This is a genomic window from Lentilactobacillus raoultii (assembly GCF_900411375.1).
Lineage (GTDB): Bacteria > Bacillota > Bacilli > Lactobacillales > Lactobacillaceae > Lentilactobacillus > Lentilactobacillus raoultii.
In genome coordinates, this window is sequence record NZ_LS422984.1 from 427,632 (window position 1) to 446,745 (window position 19,114).

The following is a 19,114-nucleotide window of genomic DNA, read 5'->3' on the forward strand; positions in this document are numbered from 1 at the left end:
GAATCCAAGCCCCAAAGAGGGTGTCATTGACCCAGTCACTGCCAATCGTGCCGATGGTTTGAATGGATAAATAATAAACTGCCCACATGACCAAGACAAAAATTGGTAAAGCCAACCAGCGATTGGTGACGATTTGGTCCACCCGGTCGCTAATCGAAACTGAAAAATCTTTTAAATCGACAACGGCCAATTGGATGATCTTGGCAATTAAATCATAACGGGCGTTTACAATAATACTGTCGCTGGAATCGTTGAAAATTTTTTCCGTACTTGCGATGATTTTTTCGATTTCATTTTTCTGATGAGGTGTCAGATGAAAGGCCTGCCAGGCAATCTGGTCCCGCTCAAAGAGTTTAATCGCCCAAAATCGGCGTTGACTTTGCAACAAACTGGTTGGCAGCAGGTCTAAAATCATCGAGAGGGCTGATTCAATCCGTGGGTCGTATTGCGGATAAGGATAGGCCTTGGTGGATGGTTCTTCAGTTGCCAAGTGGGTTAAATTATCCAAATGTTGGTGTTTTAACGCACTGATACTCACTGTCGGCACGCCGAGTATGTAGGCTAATTTTTGCAGATTAATTCGCCGACGATGCTGCTTTTTAACAAGGTCGATCATATTCAAGGCCAAAACTATTGGGACACCGGTTTCCATCAACTGCAGCGTTAGATACAGATTTCGTTCGAGATTGGTTGCGTCAATGACATCAATTAGGCGATCAGGCATTTGCTCAGTTAGGTAGCGTCGTGTAATGAGTTCTTCGGTACTGTATGGGGAAAGTGAATAAATTCCGGGAAGATCCTGGACCGTTACGTGTTTGTCCTCTTTTAGTTGACCGCTCTTTTTTTCAACGGTGACCCCTGGCCAGTTACCGACGTGTTGATTAGCACCGGTCAACACGTTGAATAAGGTGGTTTTGCCGCTGTTGGGATTACCAACTAGGGCGATTGAAATTGTTTTTGGCATGGTTACATCTCCTTAATCAAAACGCAACTGGCGTCATTTTTGCGCAAGCTTAATTTGTAATCGCGAATGAGCAATTCAATGGGATCCCCTAATGGTGCAATTTGGTTGACCTTGACCAGTGTGTTGTTGGTCAACCCCATATCTAATAATCGTCGGCGAAGTTGTTGGCTACCGACAATCTTTTTAACCATCCCCGACGCACCAATGGCCAAATCAGCCAAGGGGCGTAATTGGGTACTGGTTGGGGCATTAACTCCGGTTACGATCACACGTTGGGCAATGTCTTGACTCATAGCGAAGCGTTGTCCTTGGAAGTACACAACCATGCCATTGGTTTGATGAACTGGTGACATAACGGTTAATTGTTTGCCGGAAGTCAGGCCCATTTCAGCTAACCGGTGGACCAAGCGCTTCTCGCCTAAAACTTGTTGAATCAAATAATCACCACGTTGGGTGAGTTCTGCTAGTGATTGCATCAAATCACTCCTTATTTTTGTAAAAAGTAATTGTTACTATTTACATTTTGCTTGGTTTGATCGATCTTGTCAACATCAAGTTATTAGAATCGAAAATAAATTCTGATAAATCGCTAAAAGTTAGGATTGATCACTAAAAAATTGTAAATGGAAAACACCAATCACCAGCCGGAAAGAAATTCTTGCTATACTGGGATAAAAGAAATTAAGGAGGAATTGCAAGATGGATTATACAATTTCAAAGGAAACAGCCTTTCCGACGGTGACACTTCATTTAAAGAAGGGGGAACAAATCCAATTGGAGCGTGGCGCAATGATTGCGCATAATGGCCAAGTGAGATTGGAAGGTCATATGAATAGTAATGGCAAAAAAGGCCTTGGCGGTGTTTTAAGTGCGTTGGGCCGGTCAGTTACAAGCGGTGAGAGCTTCTTTATTACGACTGCAACTGGCGAAACCGATAATGGTCAGTTATTAATCGCACCAGCTAATCCTGGGGCAATTCGTGAATTACATACGGATGGGACAACTCAATGGCGACTTAATACCAGTGCTTATTTGGCTTCCGATGAAGGAACCGGTTATCAGATGGTTCGTCAAAAATTATCCGGGGCGTTTTTTGGTGGCACGGGTGGCTTATTTGTGATGGAGACCCAGGGAACGGGGACCTTTCTGGTTTCCGGTTACGCGGACATCATTTCGGTTGAGTTACAGGGAAATGATGAGTACGTTGTTGATAATAGTAACGTGGTCGCTTGGAGTCAGAACCTGGATTACAATATCGAAGTTGCTGGTGGCACCTTGGGCTTTAAAACGGGTGAAGGCTTAGTGAATCACTTTAAAGGGACCGGAACCATTTTGATTCAAACTCGGAGTATTGAAGGCTTAGCTAACTTATTGTTGCCCTACATGCCAGATAACAGTAGCAATAATTAAGCGGGGGAATTAACAATTAGAGACAAGTAAAGTAAAAAAGAATCAGTTTAAATCGAAAATCCGGTTTAAACTGGTTCTTTTAACTTTTTTGAACAGGTAGCTTAAAAAGCTGACTAGTTAAGGGTGATCCGACCGTTTTGATCGACAGTGCCGTTGACAAAGCCTGAAAGCGGTCGATGGCCATCTTCAGGATCGGTAACAGCGGCGTGTTGATCTTTTGGGTGTTCCAGTTGTGCCAAGTAGGCTTTCCCCTGGCTGGTTAGCCAATGGGTGCCTTGTAAGGCAAAAGTGATGTATTTGCGGGGAAAAGTTTGATAAACTTCAAGATTTAACATAACGTCGTGAATGGCGTCCAAGTTTTCCAGTTCTTTTAAAATATCTGAATCGGTGTAGTGCGCCTTTTTAGCAGCCGAAAAAAGTGCTTGAAGTTGTGCTTTCCCAGGTTGAGTCTGGTCATTATCCAAAAATTTTAGAATGAATAATTTGCGCTTTTCGTGAAGATCCAGTTTTGGTCCAAACAATCCCATAATGATTCCTCCATTTTATTATTCGTTTTAATGATAGAGCTAATTTAATCACCAAGCAAAATTGACTTGCAAAGGTAAGCATGATTGTGCCATTTGCCATGTCCCTGTGCTATTGTGAAAACAGGAATTGTTGGGAGGGATTTCTTTGGACAACAAAAAGTTATTCAATCGTGAAAAATCATTTCGTTATAATGGTGAGGATCATCTCAAACTAAAAAAGAAACCGACTGCCGCAACGGACGAACATTTAAGCAAGTCGGAGATTAAAGCCCGAATTGAAAATAATATTCTGACACTGCAGGATTTGCAGGGCAAACTTTATGCGCAGAATCGCTTCGGCATTCTGGTTATTTTTCAGGGAATGGACGGTTCTGGTAAAGACAGTATGATTCGCCATATTTTAAGTGGTGTCAATCCTCAGGGTTGTGAAGTCACAAGCTTTAAGGTGCCAACTTCAATTGAGCTGAATCATGATTATCTCTGGCGAGTTCATCGGCATATGCCGTCACGGGGAATTATCGGTATTTTTAATCGTTCCTATTATGAAGATGTGTTGGTTAGCCGGGTACATCCTCAGCTGATTTTGGATGCTCATATTGGCAACATTAGTAAAATAAAGCAGGTGAATGATCAGTTCTTTGAGGGCCGTTATCAGGATATCAAATTTTTGGAAGACTACCTTACCCGAAATGGCTTTATGGTGTTGAAATTTTCCCTGCATATGTCAAAGGATGAACAAAAGAACCGGTTTCGACGCCGAATTGAAATGCCGGATCATAATTGGAAATTTTCGGCGGCTGACATTAAAGAGCGTCAATACTGGGATGACTATGTCGACGCGTATGAGAAAGCTATCAAAAAAACGGCAACCAAGCAAAACCCTTGGTATATTATTCCATCAGATGATAAGTGGTATTCCAGATTGTGTGTCTCGGATATTATTGATCGCAGAATGAAGGAGTTACCATTAAAATATCCGGATTTGGATGCGGCAAATAAGGCCCAGCTGGAAAACGCGTTGGATGAGTTGGAAAAAAATTAGTGAGCGGATTCAAGCGATTAGACTTCGGAGTGTAAGGCGTTGATTCGGAAAATCCGGGGCTTGGATTTTTTGAATCAATCCCTTATGCGCAGAAGTCTGCTTGAAGGAGCTGTCCTAAAATTAGTGAGCGGATAAAAGCGGTTAACACCCGGAGGATAAGGCGTCGATTGGGAAAATCCCGGTTTTGGATTTTTTCAATCGATCCCTTATCTGGAGTGGTGTTGCTTTTGGTAGCTGTCCTAATAGAGTGAGCGTAACCAGGCGATTAATATACGAAGGCTAAGGCGTCAATTATGACGCACAAAAATGACCACCAAGTTGTTAGTTTGGTGGTCATTTTGAATTGCTTATTAGCGACTAAGAGCCAGCACTTTTAAATTAATCAACCGTTTTTAGGAGGGTTGTGTCGAAAATAGATCACGCCTAAAAAATCAACCAGCATGGTGCCAACAGCTAGAATGATGGCTGACAGTGACAGCCACCAATCAAATGAGCCGGTTGGTGAATGGCGAGAGAGCGGCACAAAAATGAGCATCAAAATTGTAAACAAACTGCCCCAGAATAATGGCTTTTGGTAAAAATGACGTTGCTGACGCATTATTCTCATCCCCTTCGGATTTGACCATTCAAATATATCCTGTCCCAATCATTATAAAATAAGTGTCATCAAAAACACATTAAAACGCTTACCAAAATCCCCTTAAAAAAGTTTGTAAAAAAAGCGTAATGACAACGTTTTCAGTGATTCTTTCGCTTGCAATTAATCATAACCTGATTACAATGAAAATTGGTAGATGAGATAAGAGTCTCATTTACATATCCCGGTTTTTGATAGAGAGAAAGAGAAAGGAAGCTTTATTATGGCTAAAGAAACTGAAAGCGAATGGAAAGAATCGTTGAAGTCAAAGGAAGCCTTTCGAGACTTTATCAGAGAATACTTTTCAAACCACAAGGAAATGAAGGGTCATTATGATGACTCCTATTACTTCGAGGACTATGATATCCATCTGGACAGTCGTGATGGCTTGGTTGTAACTTTGACAACTGGTTCATACAGTGGTCAAGGGGTACCAATTAAGGATACCGAGCACATTTCAATTGAAGACTTCCGTCAACTACTGCTTAACAAGCGATTTGCCAGCAAGGGTGTTTCATTGGCAAATGCCTTTCACATGGCAGCTGATTTAATTGCTTAAATATAGAAAGCTACTTTTGATTGAATTAAACTCATTTTCAAAAAGAGGTTGAGGCTTAAAAACGCCCACCTCTTTTTGTTTTGGAATTAACTGGGTCTCCTTTGATACAGCGAGCGGCTGCCATTTGTGAACGAACGTTCGTCAAATTGTGTTACAATAGGATTAATCAGGTAGTCGACTTGTTTGGATCGGGGGTGTCGATTTGAAACAGCAATCATTATTTTCTGGAAATGATTTAGCCAACCAACCACTTGCCTATCGGGTGCGGCCTAAAACACTCGACGAATTTGCTGGTCAACAACACTTACTGGGCAAGGGCAAGGTGTTACGGGAAATTATTGAAAGCGACCAACTTCCTTCAATGATTTTTTGGGGCCCACCCGGTTCTGGAAAGACGACGTTGGCGGAAATTATTGCCAGAAAAACGCAAGCTAAGTTTGTGACCTTTAGTGCGGTAACCAGTGGCATTAAAGATATTCGAAATTTAATGAAGGATGCTGAAGCTAATCGGGAAATGGGTGGTAAAACCATTGTGTTTGTTGACGAAATTCACCGCTTCAACAAAGCTCAACAAGATGCCTTTCTGCCGTTTGTCGAAAAGGGCAGCATTACCCTAATCGGGGCAACAACTGAGAATCCATCTTTTGAGATTAACTCGGCATTGCTTTCCCGCTGTAAAGTATTTGTGTTAAAGCCGCTTCAGGTTGCTGAGATTATCCAGTTAATCAAGCATGCGTTGGTTCATCCAGATGGTTTTGGTAAACAATCTGTTAACATCACTGACTCAGCAATTAAGCAGATTGCCGAGTTTGCCAATGGGGATGCCAGAGTGGCTTTAAATACCCTGGAAATGGCGGTTAACAATAGTGAAAAAGTTAATGGGCAAATTAATGTTTCAACCGATAATCTTCACCAATTGATGGCAACCAAATCATTTCTGTACGATAAAAATGGTGAGGAACATTATAATTTGATTTCTGCCCTTCATAAATCAATGCGAAACAGTGACGCGGATGCGGCTGTGTATTGGTTGTCTCGAATGATGAACGGCGGTGAAGACCCGCTCTATATTGCTCGGCGATTGGTCCGATTTGCCAGTGAAGACATTGGCTTGGCAGATACCAATGCTTTGAACGTTGCTGTAAATGTTTTTCAGGCCTGCCAATTTATTGGGATGCCTGAATGTGATGTTCATCTCACAGAGGCCGTGATTTATTTATCATTGGCGCCAAAATCCAACGCTGTCTATAAGGCAAAATTGAAGGCGGCTGAGGATGTCAAACATTCGGTAAACGAACCGGTGCCACTGCAATTACGGAACGCCCCGACGTCGTTAATGGCCAACCTGGGTTATGGTAAGGGGTATCAGTACGCTCATGAAGCTAAAGATAAGTTAACCACGATGCAGACGTTACCGGATTCGCTGATTGGTCATACTTATTACGAACCGACTGACCAGGGAAATGAGGGTCGGTTTAAACGGCGGCTAGCGCAAATTAAACAGTGGGAAGCTCAGCATCGAAATTAACAATTCTTAGTTGCCGTTAACTTTCCGGGCGTTATTTCCATGAACAAACTGCCTTTCAGCTATAATAATGAGCGAAAAAGAAAGGAGTCTTAACTCATGGAATTATCACAGACTGATTTTGACATCTTAAACGCCATTAAATCCGGCCGAGTTGAATCCGGGACGTTGATTAGTCATTTTGTTGACTACTGCGATAACGCGATTGGTGGGAACCCACGCCCATTGATCGAGGCTGGTTTGATTAAAAGCGAAAATGACTCGGTAGAGGGCTTAACCGAAGCAGGTTTGAAGGCGTGGGAGAATTATAAGAAGAAGTGAGCGGACAAAAGTCATTCCTAAGAATCTTTCCTACCCAAAAAATTAAGAACCGGATCAATTGTCAAAGGAAACTTTGCGATTGGTCCGATTTTTGGCTAAACTATTAATATTGATAATTTGAAAAGAGTTGGGCGGGAAATGATGTTTGCTTTGGTAGTTTTGATTGCATTGTTTGGGGCTTTGGTCCGGACAGTTTTTGGGTTTGGCGAGGCACTGGTAACGATGCCTTTATTGGCGCTCATTTCTTTTGATTTGAAAACGTCGGTGGCGTTAATCGGGGCCTTAGGACTGATTGTCGCATTACCGGGAGCAGTTCGATACCGGGTTCACATTAACTTTGCGATTGTTCGGCGGCTGGTAATCGGGTCACTTCTTGGTGTGCCGGTTGGGATCTTGGTGATTAAATATGTTAATCGGACAATCGTCATGCGCTTCTTAAGCCTTTTTCTAATGGCCTATGGCAGCTATTGTCTGATTAAGATTTTACGGCAAAAAATTGGTAAACCACATTTCCAGTCGCCGTTCTTTGATTATTTGGCTGGACTAATTTCCGGTGTCATGGGAAGTGCTTACAACAGCCACGGCGTGCCAATTGTCGTTTATGGGACGTTAAAAAAGTGGCCAGTGATGGCGTTACGTGGAATTTTGCAGGCTCACTTTCTGTTTGTGGGCTGTCTAGTGGTTGCCAGTCAGGCTGTAGCTGGTTTCTGGCAAAGTGAGGTTTTTGTTTTGCTGGCGGTAATTGTGCCGTTACTACTAATTGTGATCCCACTGGGAAACTGGCTGGCGGATCATATCGATAATGCGCTAATGGTTAAATACGTTTATGGATTACTAATTGTTTTTGGTGTGCTGCTATTTTTAAAAGCCTGAAAATGGATTGCCTAATGATAAAAATTGCGGTATCAATCACCAATCTGGTGATCGATACCGCAATTAATTCATTAAATCAGTGAATGACTGTTGTTTGTTAATCAACCTACCTCAGCACGAAAGCCAACTTTGTCCTCGGCCTCTTCATAATAACTGTTCAAGGCATCGATTCGTAGTTTATCTTCAATTGCCAAATCGAATTCTGCATCGGTATCAAACGGATCTTTGTCTGCTCGCTTCTTGAGCTTAACGAAGCGTTTACGGGCATCTTCTGGATAATTTGGTGCGAATAAGACTTTCTGACCACTTACTTTCAATACAAAAGGACGAACTTTCACCATGCTAACTTGAGTCATAGGAATGCCTCCGTTTCAAATAGGTTGAAGAAATCAATTTCCCTAAAAGTCTTGATGGCTTTAGGGAATTTCATTGTATTTCAAACTTGGTGAAAGTGCAAGCTGCTTTATCAATTTTTTGAAAAAGTTTCAGATCGGATAGAAATTAATGATCATTGTTTTCAAAACACCTTGACCAGTATTACGATAAATGTGTTTGCCGGTTGAATCAAACCGGGTCGTATCATCGGGGTTTAAGACTAAAGTTTGGCCGGAAACTTCCAAGGTGAGTTGGCCATTGAGGACCATAATGTATTCCTCTGAATGGCCAGCGGCGTTGGCTTTGGAATGGCCGATCGATGTGTAATCGGCTGCTTGATCCAGTTCCATTTGAAACAGCTCAAGATTGTGATGAGCTGAATCCGGATAGTAGCAATAAATGCGATAGTGGCCATCGGCTGAGGTCTGCTGCGCAGTGGCTGCTTTTGGGATGACAGTCATACTTTGAACTTGGCCTTCTAACAATGCGGTGTAGGGCACACCTAAGCCGGCACAAATTTTCCAAATAGTATTAATGGTTGGACTGGTTCCGTTATTTTCGATTTGAGACAACATTCCCTTACTGACACCGGCAAGTTCTGATAGTTTTGTTAAACTGAATCCTTTTTCAAGCCGAATTTTCCTTAAATTTGCGCTCACAATTGTACCGATATCCATTGCAAAAGCCCCCAAATGGTGTTGACATCAAATGAAAAATGCATTAAAATTCTTTTAATGTTCAATATATTATACGTTCGTCTCTTATTTTAAACAATCTTTGGAATTAAAGTCAATAATCAGTGTTGTTAAGCGATGCATGATAAAGCATTTTAGGGATCATTGATAATCTTCTAAATTAATAATGAAATGGGGGAATGGTGCATGGATAATGAACTGACAGTTTCCAGTGCAGCCAAGGAGACGTTGCCGACCGTATTTGGTTACATAGGAATTGGGTTGGCGTACGGTATTGTGGGTAAGGCTTCAGGAATCAGCCCATTGATGATCACGTTAATGTCGTTAATTACATATGGTGGTGCTTCGCAATTTATTATTGTCAGTATGTTGGTAACCCATAGTCCGATGGTGTCAATTATTTTGTCAGCATTCCTGGTCAATTCACGAATGATTTTGATGAGTACGACGTTAGCACCCTATTTTAAACAAGAAAGCTTACTGAAGAATATTATTCTTGGTGGTTTGGTAACCGATGAAAGCTTTGCTCTTGGAATGAATAAGTTAAACTATACCGGTCGAAAATTAAACTTTTCCTGGTTTAATACGGTGAACTGGTTTGCCTATTCAGCTTGGGCTTTGGCATCGCTGGTTGGTGCCTTGCTGGGAAATTTCATTAGCAATCCGGAAAAATTCGGCTTGGATTTTGCCTTGGTTTCCATGTTTATTGGCCTGTTATATTTGCAACTGATTAGTGATAAGTCAATCAAGTTTAAGTTGCAATTATTAGTAGTGGCGTTTGTTTTGGTGGCAACCTTTGTGGGAATTATTTTTATTCCGGCCAATCTATTAACATTAGTGGTGACACTTTCAGCTTGTGCGTTTGGGGTGGTGATGAAGCATGCCTTCTTCTAGTTTTGTTTTTTTAACCATTTTGGGATCCGGCATTGCGACTTGGTTGTCGAGAATTCTACCGTTTGTCATTTTAAAAAAATTTAGGCTGTCTTCGGGTGTGATTGAATTTTTAAGCTTTGTCCCAATTGCGATTATGTCGGCGCTGTGGTTTGAAAATCTGTTTATTCAGCATTTAGGACAATTACCCTCTCTAAATATCCCGAATTTAATCGCATCATTGCCAACTATTTTGAGTGCGATAATTTCTAAGAGCTTGTTAGTAACTGTTGTGGTTGGGGTAATTTCGTTGGGCTTTTTGAGACTGGTGATGGGAATGTAGAGTGAGCGAAGCCCGGCGGTTAACACCCGGAAGATAAGGCGTCAGTCAAAAAATTATCCCCAAGTTATGTAACTGGTTACTGGTATAATAGACTTAACTAACAACTTGGAGGGATGCCCATGCTTACATTAAAACCCATGTCACAAAAGGATTATGATGCTTATTTATCAACGGCAGTGACTAATTATGCCGGTGAAAAGGTTAAAGCTGGCACTTGGACGGAACAATTGGCGTTTCAAAAAGCAAGTGAAGAATATCAACGTTTGCTGCCAAATGGGATTCAAACCCCAAATAATTATTTCTATCGAATTGATCAGGACGATACTAGGGTAGGGGTCATTTGGTTGGCCAAGAGCCAGGACAATCCGGAAACCGCGTTTATATACGATATTCGAATTGTTAAGGATTACCAGAATCAAGGAATCGGCAAACAGGCTTTGAAGTTAGTTGATGCCGAAGCGGTTAAGCTGGGTTTTAAAAATATAGCGTTACACGTTTTTGGTGATAACCAACGGGCACGCCATTTATATGAAGAAAGTGGGTTTAAAGTAACGGATATTAACATGGAAAAAAAGTTATCAAACTAAGTTGACTTTAAAATCAATCCACTTGATCCAAAAGCGCCGATTAGTAGTCTTTTTTGCTGGACATACTAATCGGCGCTTTTGCTTTAATTAAAGGCTTGGACAATTTGTTTTAAACTTTTGTTGGTTGCTTTTTGGGCGACTTGTTTAACTTTAGCTTGAACTTCTGTATCGGTTGCCGGGTCCTTGATATTTTTGCCGGCGGCCTTTTGCTTTTGATATTGTTTTTGCAAATTATTGTTTAGCTGACGTTCATAATTTTTAAGTAAAACTGGTCGGGTGTGGCGGTTAGCTAAACGACTTGCTGGTGATTTAGCTGATTTGGTGAATGTATAGGTTTTACCACTGGTACTTGGCAGATAACTTTGGCCAATTTTGGCAAGTTTAACCCGATATTTGGTCTGGCTTAGCTTGGTCAATTTAAAGGAACGGGTCTTTTTAGTACTTGAAAGTTGGTACTTAGAAGTTAAAGTCCGTTTATTGGCACTAAGACTGTTCTTCAGTGGGATCCCGAGCTGAATCTTAGGTGTATTAAAGTCGCCAAAAAAGATGACGGTGTGAATGCCGCTGTTGGTTTTAATGTTTTTCCAATGAAAGGCAACCCCTTTGGTATCATTGGCAAAGTAACCGGATGGTCCGCTGACTTCGTTTTTAGAAAAAGTATTTGACGCGTGACTGATAGTTGGCGATTGAAAAACGCCTAAAAATAATGTTCCTAAAACAATCCCGCCCGTGATGAATTTACGAATATGCATGATAATACCCCTTTGTTTAGATTGATAAACACTAGTTGTTCTTAGTCTACACCATGTTGTAGTTTAACAAAAGCACTCAAATTATCGTTTACCCCAGATTTTCCAATTTTTAGACAAGTGGTGTAACTGACTGTCAATGAAATTTGACAATCAAAATGAGCACCCGTTTGATTAATCAGGGTGCTCATTCTGTCTTTTAAGGAGGTAACTATCCAATTTCCTTCCGCCTAATAAAACCAGGAAGTGGGAATGGCGGAAGGAGGATGCCGACTTCCCTTAATCTTTCGGGTGTTAAGCGCTGTGCTCCGCTCACTAATATTAGGACAGCTCCTTCAAGCAGACTTCTGCGCGTAAGGGATTGATTCAAAAAATCCAAGCCCCGGATTTTCCGAATCAACGCCTTACACTCCGAAGTCTAACCGCTTGAATCCGCTCACTAATATTAGGACAGCTTCGCCCAGCAATGTTCTGCATGTAAGAGACTGATTTTAAAAATCCAGAAGCGGGATTTCCAAAATCAACGTCTTACACTCCGAACATTAAGCGCTGTGCTCCGCTCACTATTTATAGTGCCGGGTCAATTAAAATCTTAACCTGTGATTTATCGGTTGCTAATGCCTTGATTCCTTGATCTAAAGCATCGTCAAGGCTGACTTTCTTAGTGACAATTTTCTTGAAGAGGTCTTTATGGTTATCGATAATTCCCAAAACATTTGGGAAAGAATTATTGTAACAGAGGGTGGTGATAATATCGAGCCCCTGCATAATTAAGTCATCGGTCATATTCATGGTTAATGGTTTGCCATAAAGTGCGACAATTTGTAAGGTCCCGGTTCGCTTGGTGATCTTTAATGCTGTATCGAAGGTCGCTTGAACCCCGGCACATTCAAATGTAATGTCGACGCCGTTTGGAAAGTCCTTTTTAATCTCTTTTTCAACGTCTACCTGAGTTGGATCAAGCGCATTTTCCAAACCAAGTTCTTTGGCTTTGGCAAGTCGAACCTTTGAAACATCCACAATGTAGACTTTAGTCGCGCCGGCAAGCTTTGCCAAGAGGGCTTCAAGTAATCCGATTGGGCCGGCACCCATTACACCAACACTTTGACCTTCACGCAGATGACTCTTTTTGATCGCTTCATAGACAACAGCGGTTGGTTCAGCCAATGCGCCAAGTTCAAAACTCATGTCTTCTGGCAGCTTGTGAGCAAAGACACCTTGGACGTTGGCATACTGTGCCATGCCACCATCTTCTGAGAAACCAAGGAAGTTACCAGCGCCATCCGTCGAAACAGCTCGGTTACAGAAGTTATAGTTGCCGGCCCGGCAGTTTTCACATTTGCCGCAAGCCAGTAGTGGTTCAACGGCAACGTGATCACCAACTTTCAGGTTGTCGACGTCTTTGCCGACCTTGACAACCTCACCTGAAAATTCGTGGCCTAAGGTAATTGGTACCGTTTTGCCGGTTAATGGATAAGGCACAGTTGGCAGTCCCCAACCTTCCAAGTAGGCATGCAAATCACTGCCACAAATACCACAATATTTAACCTTTAACTGGACCTGATCATCCTTGGGTTCCGGAATCTCAACATCTTCAACCCGAATATCTTTTTCACCATAAATCCGTACTGCTTTCATCATTAAACGGCCTCCTAAGTGAAAATGTTCTTTTTCTGTACACCTTTATTTTACAACTTTTAGAAAGCGCTAACAATAAAATACTTGGAGTTACTAGATAAAATTCACAAGGTAGTTCTGAGCGTTTATGAACGTTATTAGTTGTCCGAACGCATATGAAAAGGGTATCATGTGAATAAGCAGATTTGCACAAATTAGACTGGAGTGATCCATTATCGTTGAAAAAATTACTTGTGCCCAGACATTGGCTGTCCATGAAAGTTACATTTTTCCTGCTAACACCAATAATAGTCAAATTCAATTTGGTGGCCGGACTTTAGAAATTCTTGATGCTAATGCGGGGTTGGCAGCGGTCAAATTTTTGCCGAGTCACTTATCGTTTGTGACTGCCGGCTATGACTATACCCAATTTTTGTCGCCCATCGGACCGAGTGACATCAGTAAGTGTCTATCATATGTGACCGGTGCTGACCAAAAAGCAGTTGAAGTGTTTACCAAATTTGAAGCGTATGACCAACAAACCAAGAAAACCAGATTGGCGTTTATGTCATTTTGCACATTAGTTGTGACGAACCCACTTGAGGAAATTCATTTTCCAAAGTTGATGCCGGAAACCGACGAAGAAATCTATTTGGTTAGTCATTATCAGCAGCGACTGAAGCAGCGACAAAAGACCTTACGTGAAAATCGTGAGTTAATTACTCATCTAAATAATTAACAAGCATAAAAATGCACGTCATAGGAGTAATCCCGGATGTGCAATTTTAAGAATTAACTGATTTAGTCTGAAATGCCATGGTTAATAAGCAGTCCAACCGCCATCAACGGGGACAATCGCACCGTTAATGTAGCGGGCACCATCTGAAACCAGGAACAGGGCAACGTTGGCAATTTCGTCAGGAGTTCCCGGCTTTGGAGATGTTTGCATGCCGGTCATTTGACGCTTCATCCCGAATTGATTGACGTTTCCCATGCTTTGACTGATGTTGGTAGCAATCCCACCAGGGGCAATGGCGTTGACGCGAATGCCTTCGTTAGCGTACATATACGCTGTATTTTTCGTCAGACCAACAACCGCGTGCTTTGAGGCAGTATAGGCAGCACCGGCCCGGGCGCCATTTGTACCGCCAACTGAAGCAATGTTTAGGATAACACCGGTGTGCCGGGGAAGAAATTCTTGAATAGCGGCCCGCATGCCATACATCACACTATTGGTGTTAACGGTCATGACCTTTGTCCATTCATCGTCTTCCAAGTCACCCACGGCAGCCATATTATCCATAATACCGGCGTTATTAACCAAAATATCGACTGGTCCGTACTGTTCCTTGGCAGATGAGAACATGGCTGAAATGTCGGCTTGGTTGGCCACGTTAGCCTTGACTGCGATGGCCTGATTACCTGCTTTTTGAATATCACTAACGACTTCGTTTGCACGATCGAGATTTAAATCGGCTGCAACGACTTTGGCCCCTTCTGATGCGAACAGTTTGGCCATTGCGGCACCCATGCCTGATCCGGCGCCAGTAATGATTGTCATTTTTCCTGCTAATAATGGTTTATCCATTGAAATGACCTCCTTGATAATAAGTGATTTAACCCACATCTAGTTTAATCGATTTTGATGGCGCTTCCAATTTTTGAGCTTTTTAATTCTTCAGATGGTTGCTTTCAAACAGATAATGGTAAACTAAACTTGTAGAGTAAATAATGGAGGCGATAGAAAATGTATGAAACAATTTTGGTACCAGTTGATGGTAGTAAGAACTCAAGTCGAGCGGTTACGGAAGCAGCTAAATTGGCCAAGCAATTTGGCTCAACCCTTCAGATCGTTTCGGTGGCCAGTGATCAACGTTATGTTCAGTATGGGGTTACTTTAGGCCAGGATGTCATGCAATCGTTTCGGGAACGGGCTGAAGAGATTTTGGATGATGCCAGAGAAGCAGCCGAAAAATTAGGCGCAAAAGTGGAAACTCATTTTGTGGTTGGCATTCCTAAAATTCAAATCGCAAAGGACCTTCCGGAAAAATACGGCGCTTCCTTGATTGTCATGGGTAAATCAGGTGTTAATGGTCTGTCGCGGGCCATCTTAGGCTCAACGACTGCCTATGTTGTTCGCCACTCGACGGTCAATGTTATGGTGATTGATTATCCAAAGTGAACGTAACAGAATGCGTTAACACAGAACGTTGATTCTTTGAAAATTAAGGTATTAAGGAATAGCAACTCAAAAGTAGGCTTGATAAACCTGGGTAAAGTTGATACTTTGCTTAGGCTTTTTTGATTAGTGACTTTTTAAGGCCAATGCCGACTCTTTTATTTTTCTTAATATTCGGCTGACTAAAAGCATGATAAAATCATCAATGTTACAATAGTGCTAAATTTTAAGCGAAAAGATGTGGACCATGGCTTCTAAATTAATGAATAAAATGACCTGGATTCAAATCCTGGCGGTGATCGGATTTTGCTTGGTAGCGGTATTAATCACTGAACATAACGATCAACTCTATTCGGAACCGATTTTTCAGGTAACAAAGGTCGCTAAAGGGAAAGTGACCAAGATGAGTGATGAATTTCATAATGTTGATTACTACCATCAGCAGGTCCTTTTTGGCCATTTGACTAATGGTAAGTATGCTGGCAAAAAGATGAAAATTCAGAATGCCTATTCAAATTCGGGAGCCATGGATCACCAATATAAAGTCGGCCAGAAACTCTTCATCTCACTACATACCAAGCCTAAGCTGCACGCAACTGTTAATGATTTAAAACGAGATGCGCCGATTGTCTTTTTATTGGCACTGGCGGTGAGTTTGTTATTTGTTATTTTGAAGCTCAGAGGGGTCACAGTGATTGGGAGTATTGTGATTAATACCCTATTATTTTGGGCAGCCGTTAAAATTGATCATCACAATAACGGTGCCGCGGTGATTCCAATTTTTAGTGTGCTGGCGGTGATTTTTTGCTTCATCACCTTATTTTTGGTAATGGGCTGGAACCGAAAAATGCTGGTAACATTATCGGCAGTCCTTGCCGCGACGGCATTAACGATTCTACTCACATTGCTGGTGTTTGGGGTGACTCATGAAAAGGGAATGTATTATGAATCGATGCAATACGTCACCCAATTACCCAAGCCGCTCTTTCTGGCGGAAGTCCTCATTGGCGTTTTGGGTGCCGTAATGGATGAAGCGACCGATATCGTGGCTTCTTTGGCAACTTTAAAGCAGGAACGACCGCAACTCAGTAAGCTCCAGGTATTTAATTCCGGGCGTCAGATTGGTAAATCAATCATGGGGCCACTGATCAACGTCTTATTCTTTATTTTCATGGCGGAAACAATTCCAATGACACTGTTGTATTTGAAAAACGGGAATACTTGGAAATATTCGTTTTCAATGAACATGTCGTTGGGGATGACCTCAAGCTTGATTAGTGGCATCGGGATCGTACTGACCGTTATCCTATCCAGTCTGTTCGCCGGTCTGTGGATTAAGGGAGATGGTCGCTAATGGGCTCGTTGACCACTTTAGGCATTCTGTTATTGATTTTGATGATAATTGTTGGCGGTAAGCAGGGGATTGCCGCTTTCTTAAGCATGTTGATCAACTTTGGCATCCTTTTCTTTAGCATTGTCCTGATGGCCTTTCATTTGCCACCAATTGCGGTGACACTGGTGGCCAGCGTCATCTTACTTTCGATCACCATCTTTTGGAGCAGTGCCAGTGACAACGCGTCGGCCACTGCTTTTCAAGCCTCGGTTTTGATTTTGATCGTCTTGATTCTATTAATTATTCCAATTGAATATTGGGCGAGAGTTGGCGGCTTCGGCCTTGAAGATAGTGAAGAATTGGAGGGCTTGTCGTTATATGTCGGCATTAGTTTTACCAAATTGGTAATTTCAACGGCCATCTTGAGTTCATTGGGAGCGATTGCTGAAGCAGCCATTGCCATTGCGTCTGGGTTGGATGAAATTGTCACTCAACACCCTAAAATCAAGAGTTCACAGCTGTTTTTTGATGGCTTGGTGATTGGTAAGCAGATTATTGGAACGGCGGTCAATACGCTGTTCTTTGGCTTCTTCGGGAGTTCGATGGGGTTGTTTATCTGGTTTTATGGTTTACATTACTCACTTGGCGATATCTTGAATGATAAAGTTTTTGCGGCGGAATTAATTGCCATTATCATCTCATTAATCGGAGTGGTACTGACAATTCCCGGGACGACATTGATGATGAGCCGCCGGTTAAAACGTAAACAGGAAAAAGAGAAGGCTAAGTCTGATTAAATTGATTAACTAATTTTTGGGTGAGATAAATTAAATTATTGGGAGAAAAGGATAATGCGAAAAACAGGGCAACCATCACGGGGGAAACGCTTGTTAACTGGGATATTGATGACGATCTTAATTTTGATTAGTCTGGGGTTAATCTTTAACCGGCAGTTGGCGATGTTGTTGGTTAGACATAATCAAAGTCAGTTGGATCATTTACCCAAGACCACACTGGTTCAAAATAGTCAGCATCAGCATTGGCAAAAACATCCGGCCAAGGTGAAGAATTTTTCAAATGGGGATGCTGTTAAATCAATGAGTCAAACTAAGCAAAATCGTCAGGCAACGATTGCTTATCTGAATATTCCAAGGATTAACGTTCACTTGCCGATCCTGTATCAGGTCACTAACGCCCATTTGTCAGTCGGTGTGGCGACGCTGCGGGCAAGTGAAAAGTTGGGGCAGGGAAACTTTGTAATTTTCGGTCATAATTTTGAGAATTCGACTATGCTGAGTAACCTTCAGAAATTGCGAAAAGGTAATCAAATTGAGACGACTAACGGCCGACATACTTACCGATATCGGGTGACTCAAAACATCGTCATTAACGAATACAACTGGCACTATACCAAACCCAGCCACCAAAAAATCATCACGGTTATTACCTGTGCCGATGGTGGTGCTACCCGGCAGATAGTTCGGGGGAAGCTGGTTGCAATTTCATAAAATGGTGAAGATGACTTATTTAATTCATTGATGGTCGGTTAGATACACGTAGTTAGAATTGACACAATAAAAGCTTCCATAGTTAGATTCGGTTGGTGGGTCTAACTACGGAAGCTTTTTAAATAGTTTGAGTCATAGTAAAAGGGCAAACTTTATGACAAAATTATCTGGAATTCGCTTTATGATTCCTGGATGATTAATACTTGCAGGAAGTTTTAAGGGCGGTGGCTGTCAATTCTCGAAGAGGTGATTTCTATGGAGACATGGAAGAAACTGATGAAAGGACTCACAGCTGGTGAGTACGTTTCATGTACTGATGCTGCTATTTACCTTTGGTATGTTAGTGGCAAAGTTGTCCGACAAAAAGGACAAGTAACCAAAAAGCCGCCCTGCGTAACTTTGGTCGGTTACAGGGCGACTTTAAATAGTCTAATGTAATTTGCCACCGCCTTTAAAGCGGCTTGCGTAAGGAGATCCACAATCGCGGATCTTCTTTTTTATAGTTTCAATATACCATAATTAGCTGAAATTGACCAATTTGATTAGTCCCTAAAATTGAAAGGATGCTCTTTTTACTTGAGTAGCGGGAGAAAGCATTTGAGTGGGAAATCTTGTTGTATTTGACACAGCATCTGAAGACAGTTATTGATGATTATCGAGGCATGTAGCGCTTGGAAAATCGGACGAATAACGACCGGTTTTTCAAAGAATGAGACAAACCATCAAAAAGACCTCACAGTCGAAAGATTTCGCTGGTGAGGTCTTTTTGGAATTAATACTTGCAGAAAATTTTAAAGGCGATGGCTGTCTTTTCCTTGTGAGGTGAAGTCCATGGAAACATGGAAGAAACTATTGAAAGGATTCACGTCTGGTGAGTACGCTTCAGTACTGTTGTTTGGGCTGCCTCGGTATGCTAAGGAGGCCAGCTGCAACAAGGACAAGTAACCAAAAGTCGCCCTGATATAACTTTGGCAAATTACAGGGTAACGTTACTGTCGCC

Annotated in this window: 24 protein-coding genes; 15 read left to right on the top strand and 9 right to left on the bottom strand. The window is 41.9% G+C overall.

Going from position 1 to position 19,114, the window contains the following annotated elements:
• Both ED605_RS03745 and ED605_RS03750 read right to left on the bottom strand, forming a co-directional pair.
• Positions 1 to 964, bottom strand: a 964-nt coding sequence (locus ED605_RS03745) for a ferrous iron transporter B (RefSeq protein ID WP_162919738.1), incomplete at its 3' end; no start/stop codon positions are given.
• A gap of 2 nt (positions 965 to 966) precedes the next feature.
• The gene (locus tag ED605_RS03750) at positions 967 to 1,440 is read right to left on the bottom strand and encodes a FeoA family protein (RefSeq protein WP_121977554.1); all 474 of its coding nucleotides are present in this window, start codon (positions 1,438 to 1,440) and stop codon (positions 967 to 969) included.
• A gap of 223 nt (positions 1,441 to 1,663) precedes the next feature.
• Between ED605_RS03750 and ED605_RS03755 the strand changes: the two genes are divergently transcribed.
• A complete protein-coding gene (locus ED605_RS03755; protein WP_121977555.1) occupies positions 1,664 to 2,374 on the top strand; it encodes a TIGR00266 family protein in 711 nt (236 codons plus the stop codon).
• 113 nt (positions 2,375 to 2,487) lie between these two features.
• Here the strand turns inward: ED605_RS03755 and ED605_RS03760 are convergent, their stop codons facing one another.
• Positions 2,488 to 2,901: a hypothetical protein gene (locus ED605_RS03760; protein ID WP_121977556.1), complete on the bottom strand. Its 414-nt coding sequence runs from the start codon at positions 2,899 to 2,901 to the stop codon at positions 2,488 to 2,490.
• A 145-nt stretch (positions 2,902 to 3,046) separates the two neighbouring features.
• On the opposite strand from ED605_RS03760, the gene ED605_RS03765 reads away from it, so the two are divergent.
• Complete coding sequence (locus ED605_RS03765) at positions 3,047 to 3,943, top strand: polyphosphate kinase 2 family protein (protein WP_121977557.1); 897 nt, start codon at positions 3,047 to 3,049, stop codon at positions 3,941 to 3,943.
• Positions 3,944 to 4,325: 382 nt separating this feature from the next.
• Here ED605_RS03765 and ED605_RS03770 read toward each other — a convergent pair whose 3' ends face one another.
• The gene (locus ED605_RS03770; RefSeq protein ID WP_121977558.1) at positions 4,326 to 4,541 is read right to left on the bottom strand and encodes a hypothetical protein; all 216 of its coding nucleotides are present in this window, start codon (positions 4,539 to 4,541) and stop codon (positions 4,326 to 4,328) included.
• A 262-nt stretch (positions 4,542 to 4,803) separates the two neighbouring features.
• Between ED605_RS03770 and ED605_RS03775 the strand changes: the two genes are divergently transcribed.
• From ED605_RS03775 to ED605_RS03790, 4 genes are all read left to right on the top strand, one after another.
• Entirely contained in the window at positions 4,804 to 5,139 is a 336-nt protein-coding gene (locus tag ED605_RS03775) for a hypothetical protein (protein WP_121977559.1), read from the top strand.
• A 202-nt stretch (positions 5,140 to 5,341) separates the two neighbouring features.
• Positions 5,342 to 6,667, top strand: a complete 1,326-nt coding sequence (locus tag ED605_RS03780; protein WP_121977560.1) for a replication-associated recombination protein A — start codon at positions 5,342 to 5,344, stop codon at positions 6,665 to 6,667.
• Between the two features lie 96 nt (positions 6,668 to 6,763).
• Positions 6,764 to 6,985 carry a hypothetical protein gene (locus ED605_RS03785; RefSeq protein ID WP_121977561.1) on the top strand — a complete coding sequence of 74 codons (222 nt, stop codon included), beginning with the start codon at positions 6,764 to 6,766 and terminating at the stop codon, positions 6,983 to 6,985.
• A 138-nt stretch (positions 6,986 to 7,123) separates the two neighbouring features.
• Complete coding sequence (locus ED605_RS03790; protein WP_121977562.1) at positions 7,124 to 7,858, top strand: sulfite exporter TauE/SafE family protein; 735 nt, start codon at positions 7,124 to 7,126, stop codon at positions 7,856 to 7,858.
• A 101-nt stretch (positions 7,859 to 7,959) separates the two neighbouring features.
• Here the strand turns inward: ED605_RS03790 and ED605_RS03795 are convergent, their stop codons facing one another.
• Together ED605_RS03795 and ED605_RS03800 are read right to left on the bottom strand one after the other, a co-directional pair.
• Positions 7,960 to 8,214 (bottom strand): hypothetical protein, encoded by a 255-nt coding sequence (locus ED605_RS03795; RefSeq protein WP_121977563.1) that lies wholly within the window; start codon positions 8,212 to 8,214, stop codon positions 7,960 to 7,962.
• Positions 8,215 to 8,343: 129 nt separating this feature from the next.
• A complete protein-coding gene (locus ED605_RS03800; RefSeq protein WP_121977564.1) occupies positions 8,344 to 8,910 on the bottom strand; it encodes a helix-turn-helix domain-containing protein in 567 nt (188 codons plus the stop codon).
• Positions 8,911 to 9,114: 204 nt separating this feature from the next.
• On the opposite strand from ED605_RS03800, the gene ED605_RS03805 reads away from it, so the two are divergent.
• The 3 genes from ED605_RS03805 to ED605_RS03815 all read left to right on the top strand — a co-directional run bounded on the left by ED605_RS03805 (position 9,115) and on the right by ED605_RS03815 (position 10,728).
• On the top strand, positions 9,115 to 9,822 hold the full coding sequence (locus tag ED605_RS03805; RefSeq protein WP_121977565.1) for an AzlC family ABC transporter permease: 708 nt from the start codon (positions 9,115 to 9,117) through the stop codon (positions 9,820 to 9,822).
• Positions 9,809 to 10,141: an AzlD domain-containing protein gene (locus ED605_RS03810; RefSeq protein ID WP_121977566.1), complete on the top strand. Its 333-nt coding sequence runs from the start codon at positions 9,809 to 9,811 to the stop codon at positions 10,139 to 10,141. Before ED605_RS03805 ends, ED605_RS03810 begins: the two co-directional genes overlap by 14 nt.
• 119 nt (positions 10,142 to 10,260) lie before the next feature.
• Positions 10,261 to 10,728: a GNAT family N-acetyltransferase gene (locus tag ED605_RS03815; RefSeq protein WP_121977567.1), complete on the top strand. Its 468-nt coding sequence runs from the start codon at positions 10,261 to 10,263 to the stop codon at positions 10,726 to 10,728.
• 83 nt (positions 10,729 to 10,811) lie between these two features.
• Here the strand turns inward: ED605_RS03815 and ED605_RS03820 are convergent, their stop codons facing one another.
• The gene (locus ED605_RS03820; protein ID WP_121977568.1) at positions 10,812 to 11,480 is read right to left on the bottom strand and encodes a hypothetical protein; all 669 of its coding nucleotides are present in this window, start codon (positions 11,478 to 11,480) and stop codon (positions 10,812 to 10,814) included.
• Positions 11,481 to 12,044: 564 nt separating this feature from the next.
• Entirely contained in the window at positions 12,045 to 13,115 is a 1,071-nt protein-coding gene (locus tag ED605_RS03825) for a 2,3-butanediol dehydrogenase (RefSeq protein ID WP_121977851.1), read from the bottom strand.
• A 244-nt stretch (positions 13,116 to 13,359) separates the two neighbouring features.
• Here ED605_RS03825 and ED605_RS03830 point away from each other — a divergent pair, with 244 nt between their 5' ends.
• Positions 13,360 to 13,833 (top strand): acyl-CoA thioester hydrolase, encoded by a 474-nt coding sequence (locus ED605_RS03830; protein ID WP_121977569.1) that lies wholly within the window; start codon positions 13,360 to 13,362, stop codon positions 13,831 to 13,833.
• 81 nt (positions 13,834 to 13,914) lie between these two features.
• Here ED605_RS03830 and ED605_RS03835 read toward each other — a convergent pair whose 3' ends face one another.
• Positions 13,915 to 14,682 (bottom strand): glucose 1-dehydrogenase, encoded by a 768-nt coding sequence (locus ED605_RS03835; RefSeq protein ID WP_225419035.1) that lies wholly within the window; start codon positions 14,680 to 14,682, stop codon positions 13,915 to 13,917.
• Positions 14,683 to 14,841: 159 nt separating this feature from the next.
• On the opposite strand from ED605_RS03835, the gene ED605_RS03840 reads away from it, so the two are divergent.
• The 5 genes from ED605_RS03840 to ED605_RS03860 all read left to right on the top strand — a co-directional run bounded on the left by ED605_RS03840 (position 14,842) and on the right by ED605_RS03860 (position 18,552).
• Entirely contained in the window at positions 14,842 to 15,276 is a 435-nt protein-coding gene (locus ED605_RS03840; protein WP_121977571.1) for a universal stress protein, read from the top strand.
• A 235-nt stretch (positions 15,277 to 15,511) separates the two neighbouring features.
• Entirely contained in the window at positions 15,512 to 16,627 is a 1,116-nt protein-coding gene (locus tag ED605_RS03845; protein WP_121977572.1) for a YibE/F family protein, read from the top strand.
• Positions 16,627 to 17,403 carry a YibE/F family protein gene (locus ED605_RS03850; protein WP_121977573.1) on the top strand — a complete coding sequence of 259 codons (777 nt, stop codon included), beginning with the start codon at positions 16,627 to 16,629 and terminating at the stop codon, positions 17,401 to 17,403. Before ED605_RS03845 ends, ED605_RS03850 begins: the two co-directional genes overlap by 1 nt.
• A 54-nt stretch (positions 17,404 to 17,457) precedes the next feature.
• On the top strand, positions 17,458 to 18,114 hold the full coding sequence (locus ED605_RS03855) for a class A sortase (RefSeq protein WP_121977574.1): 657 nt from the start codon (positions 17,458 to 17,460) through the stop codon (positions 18,112 to 18,114).
• A 255-nt stretch (positions 18,115 to 18,369) separates the two neighbouring features.
• Positions 18,370 to 18,552, top strand: coding sequence for a hypothetical protein (locus ED605_RS03860; protein ID WP_121977575.1), 183 nt, complete (start codon positions 18,370 to 18,372; stop codon positions 18,550 to 18,552).
• Positions 18,553 to 19,114 lie beyond the last annotated feature (562 nt).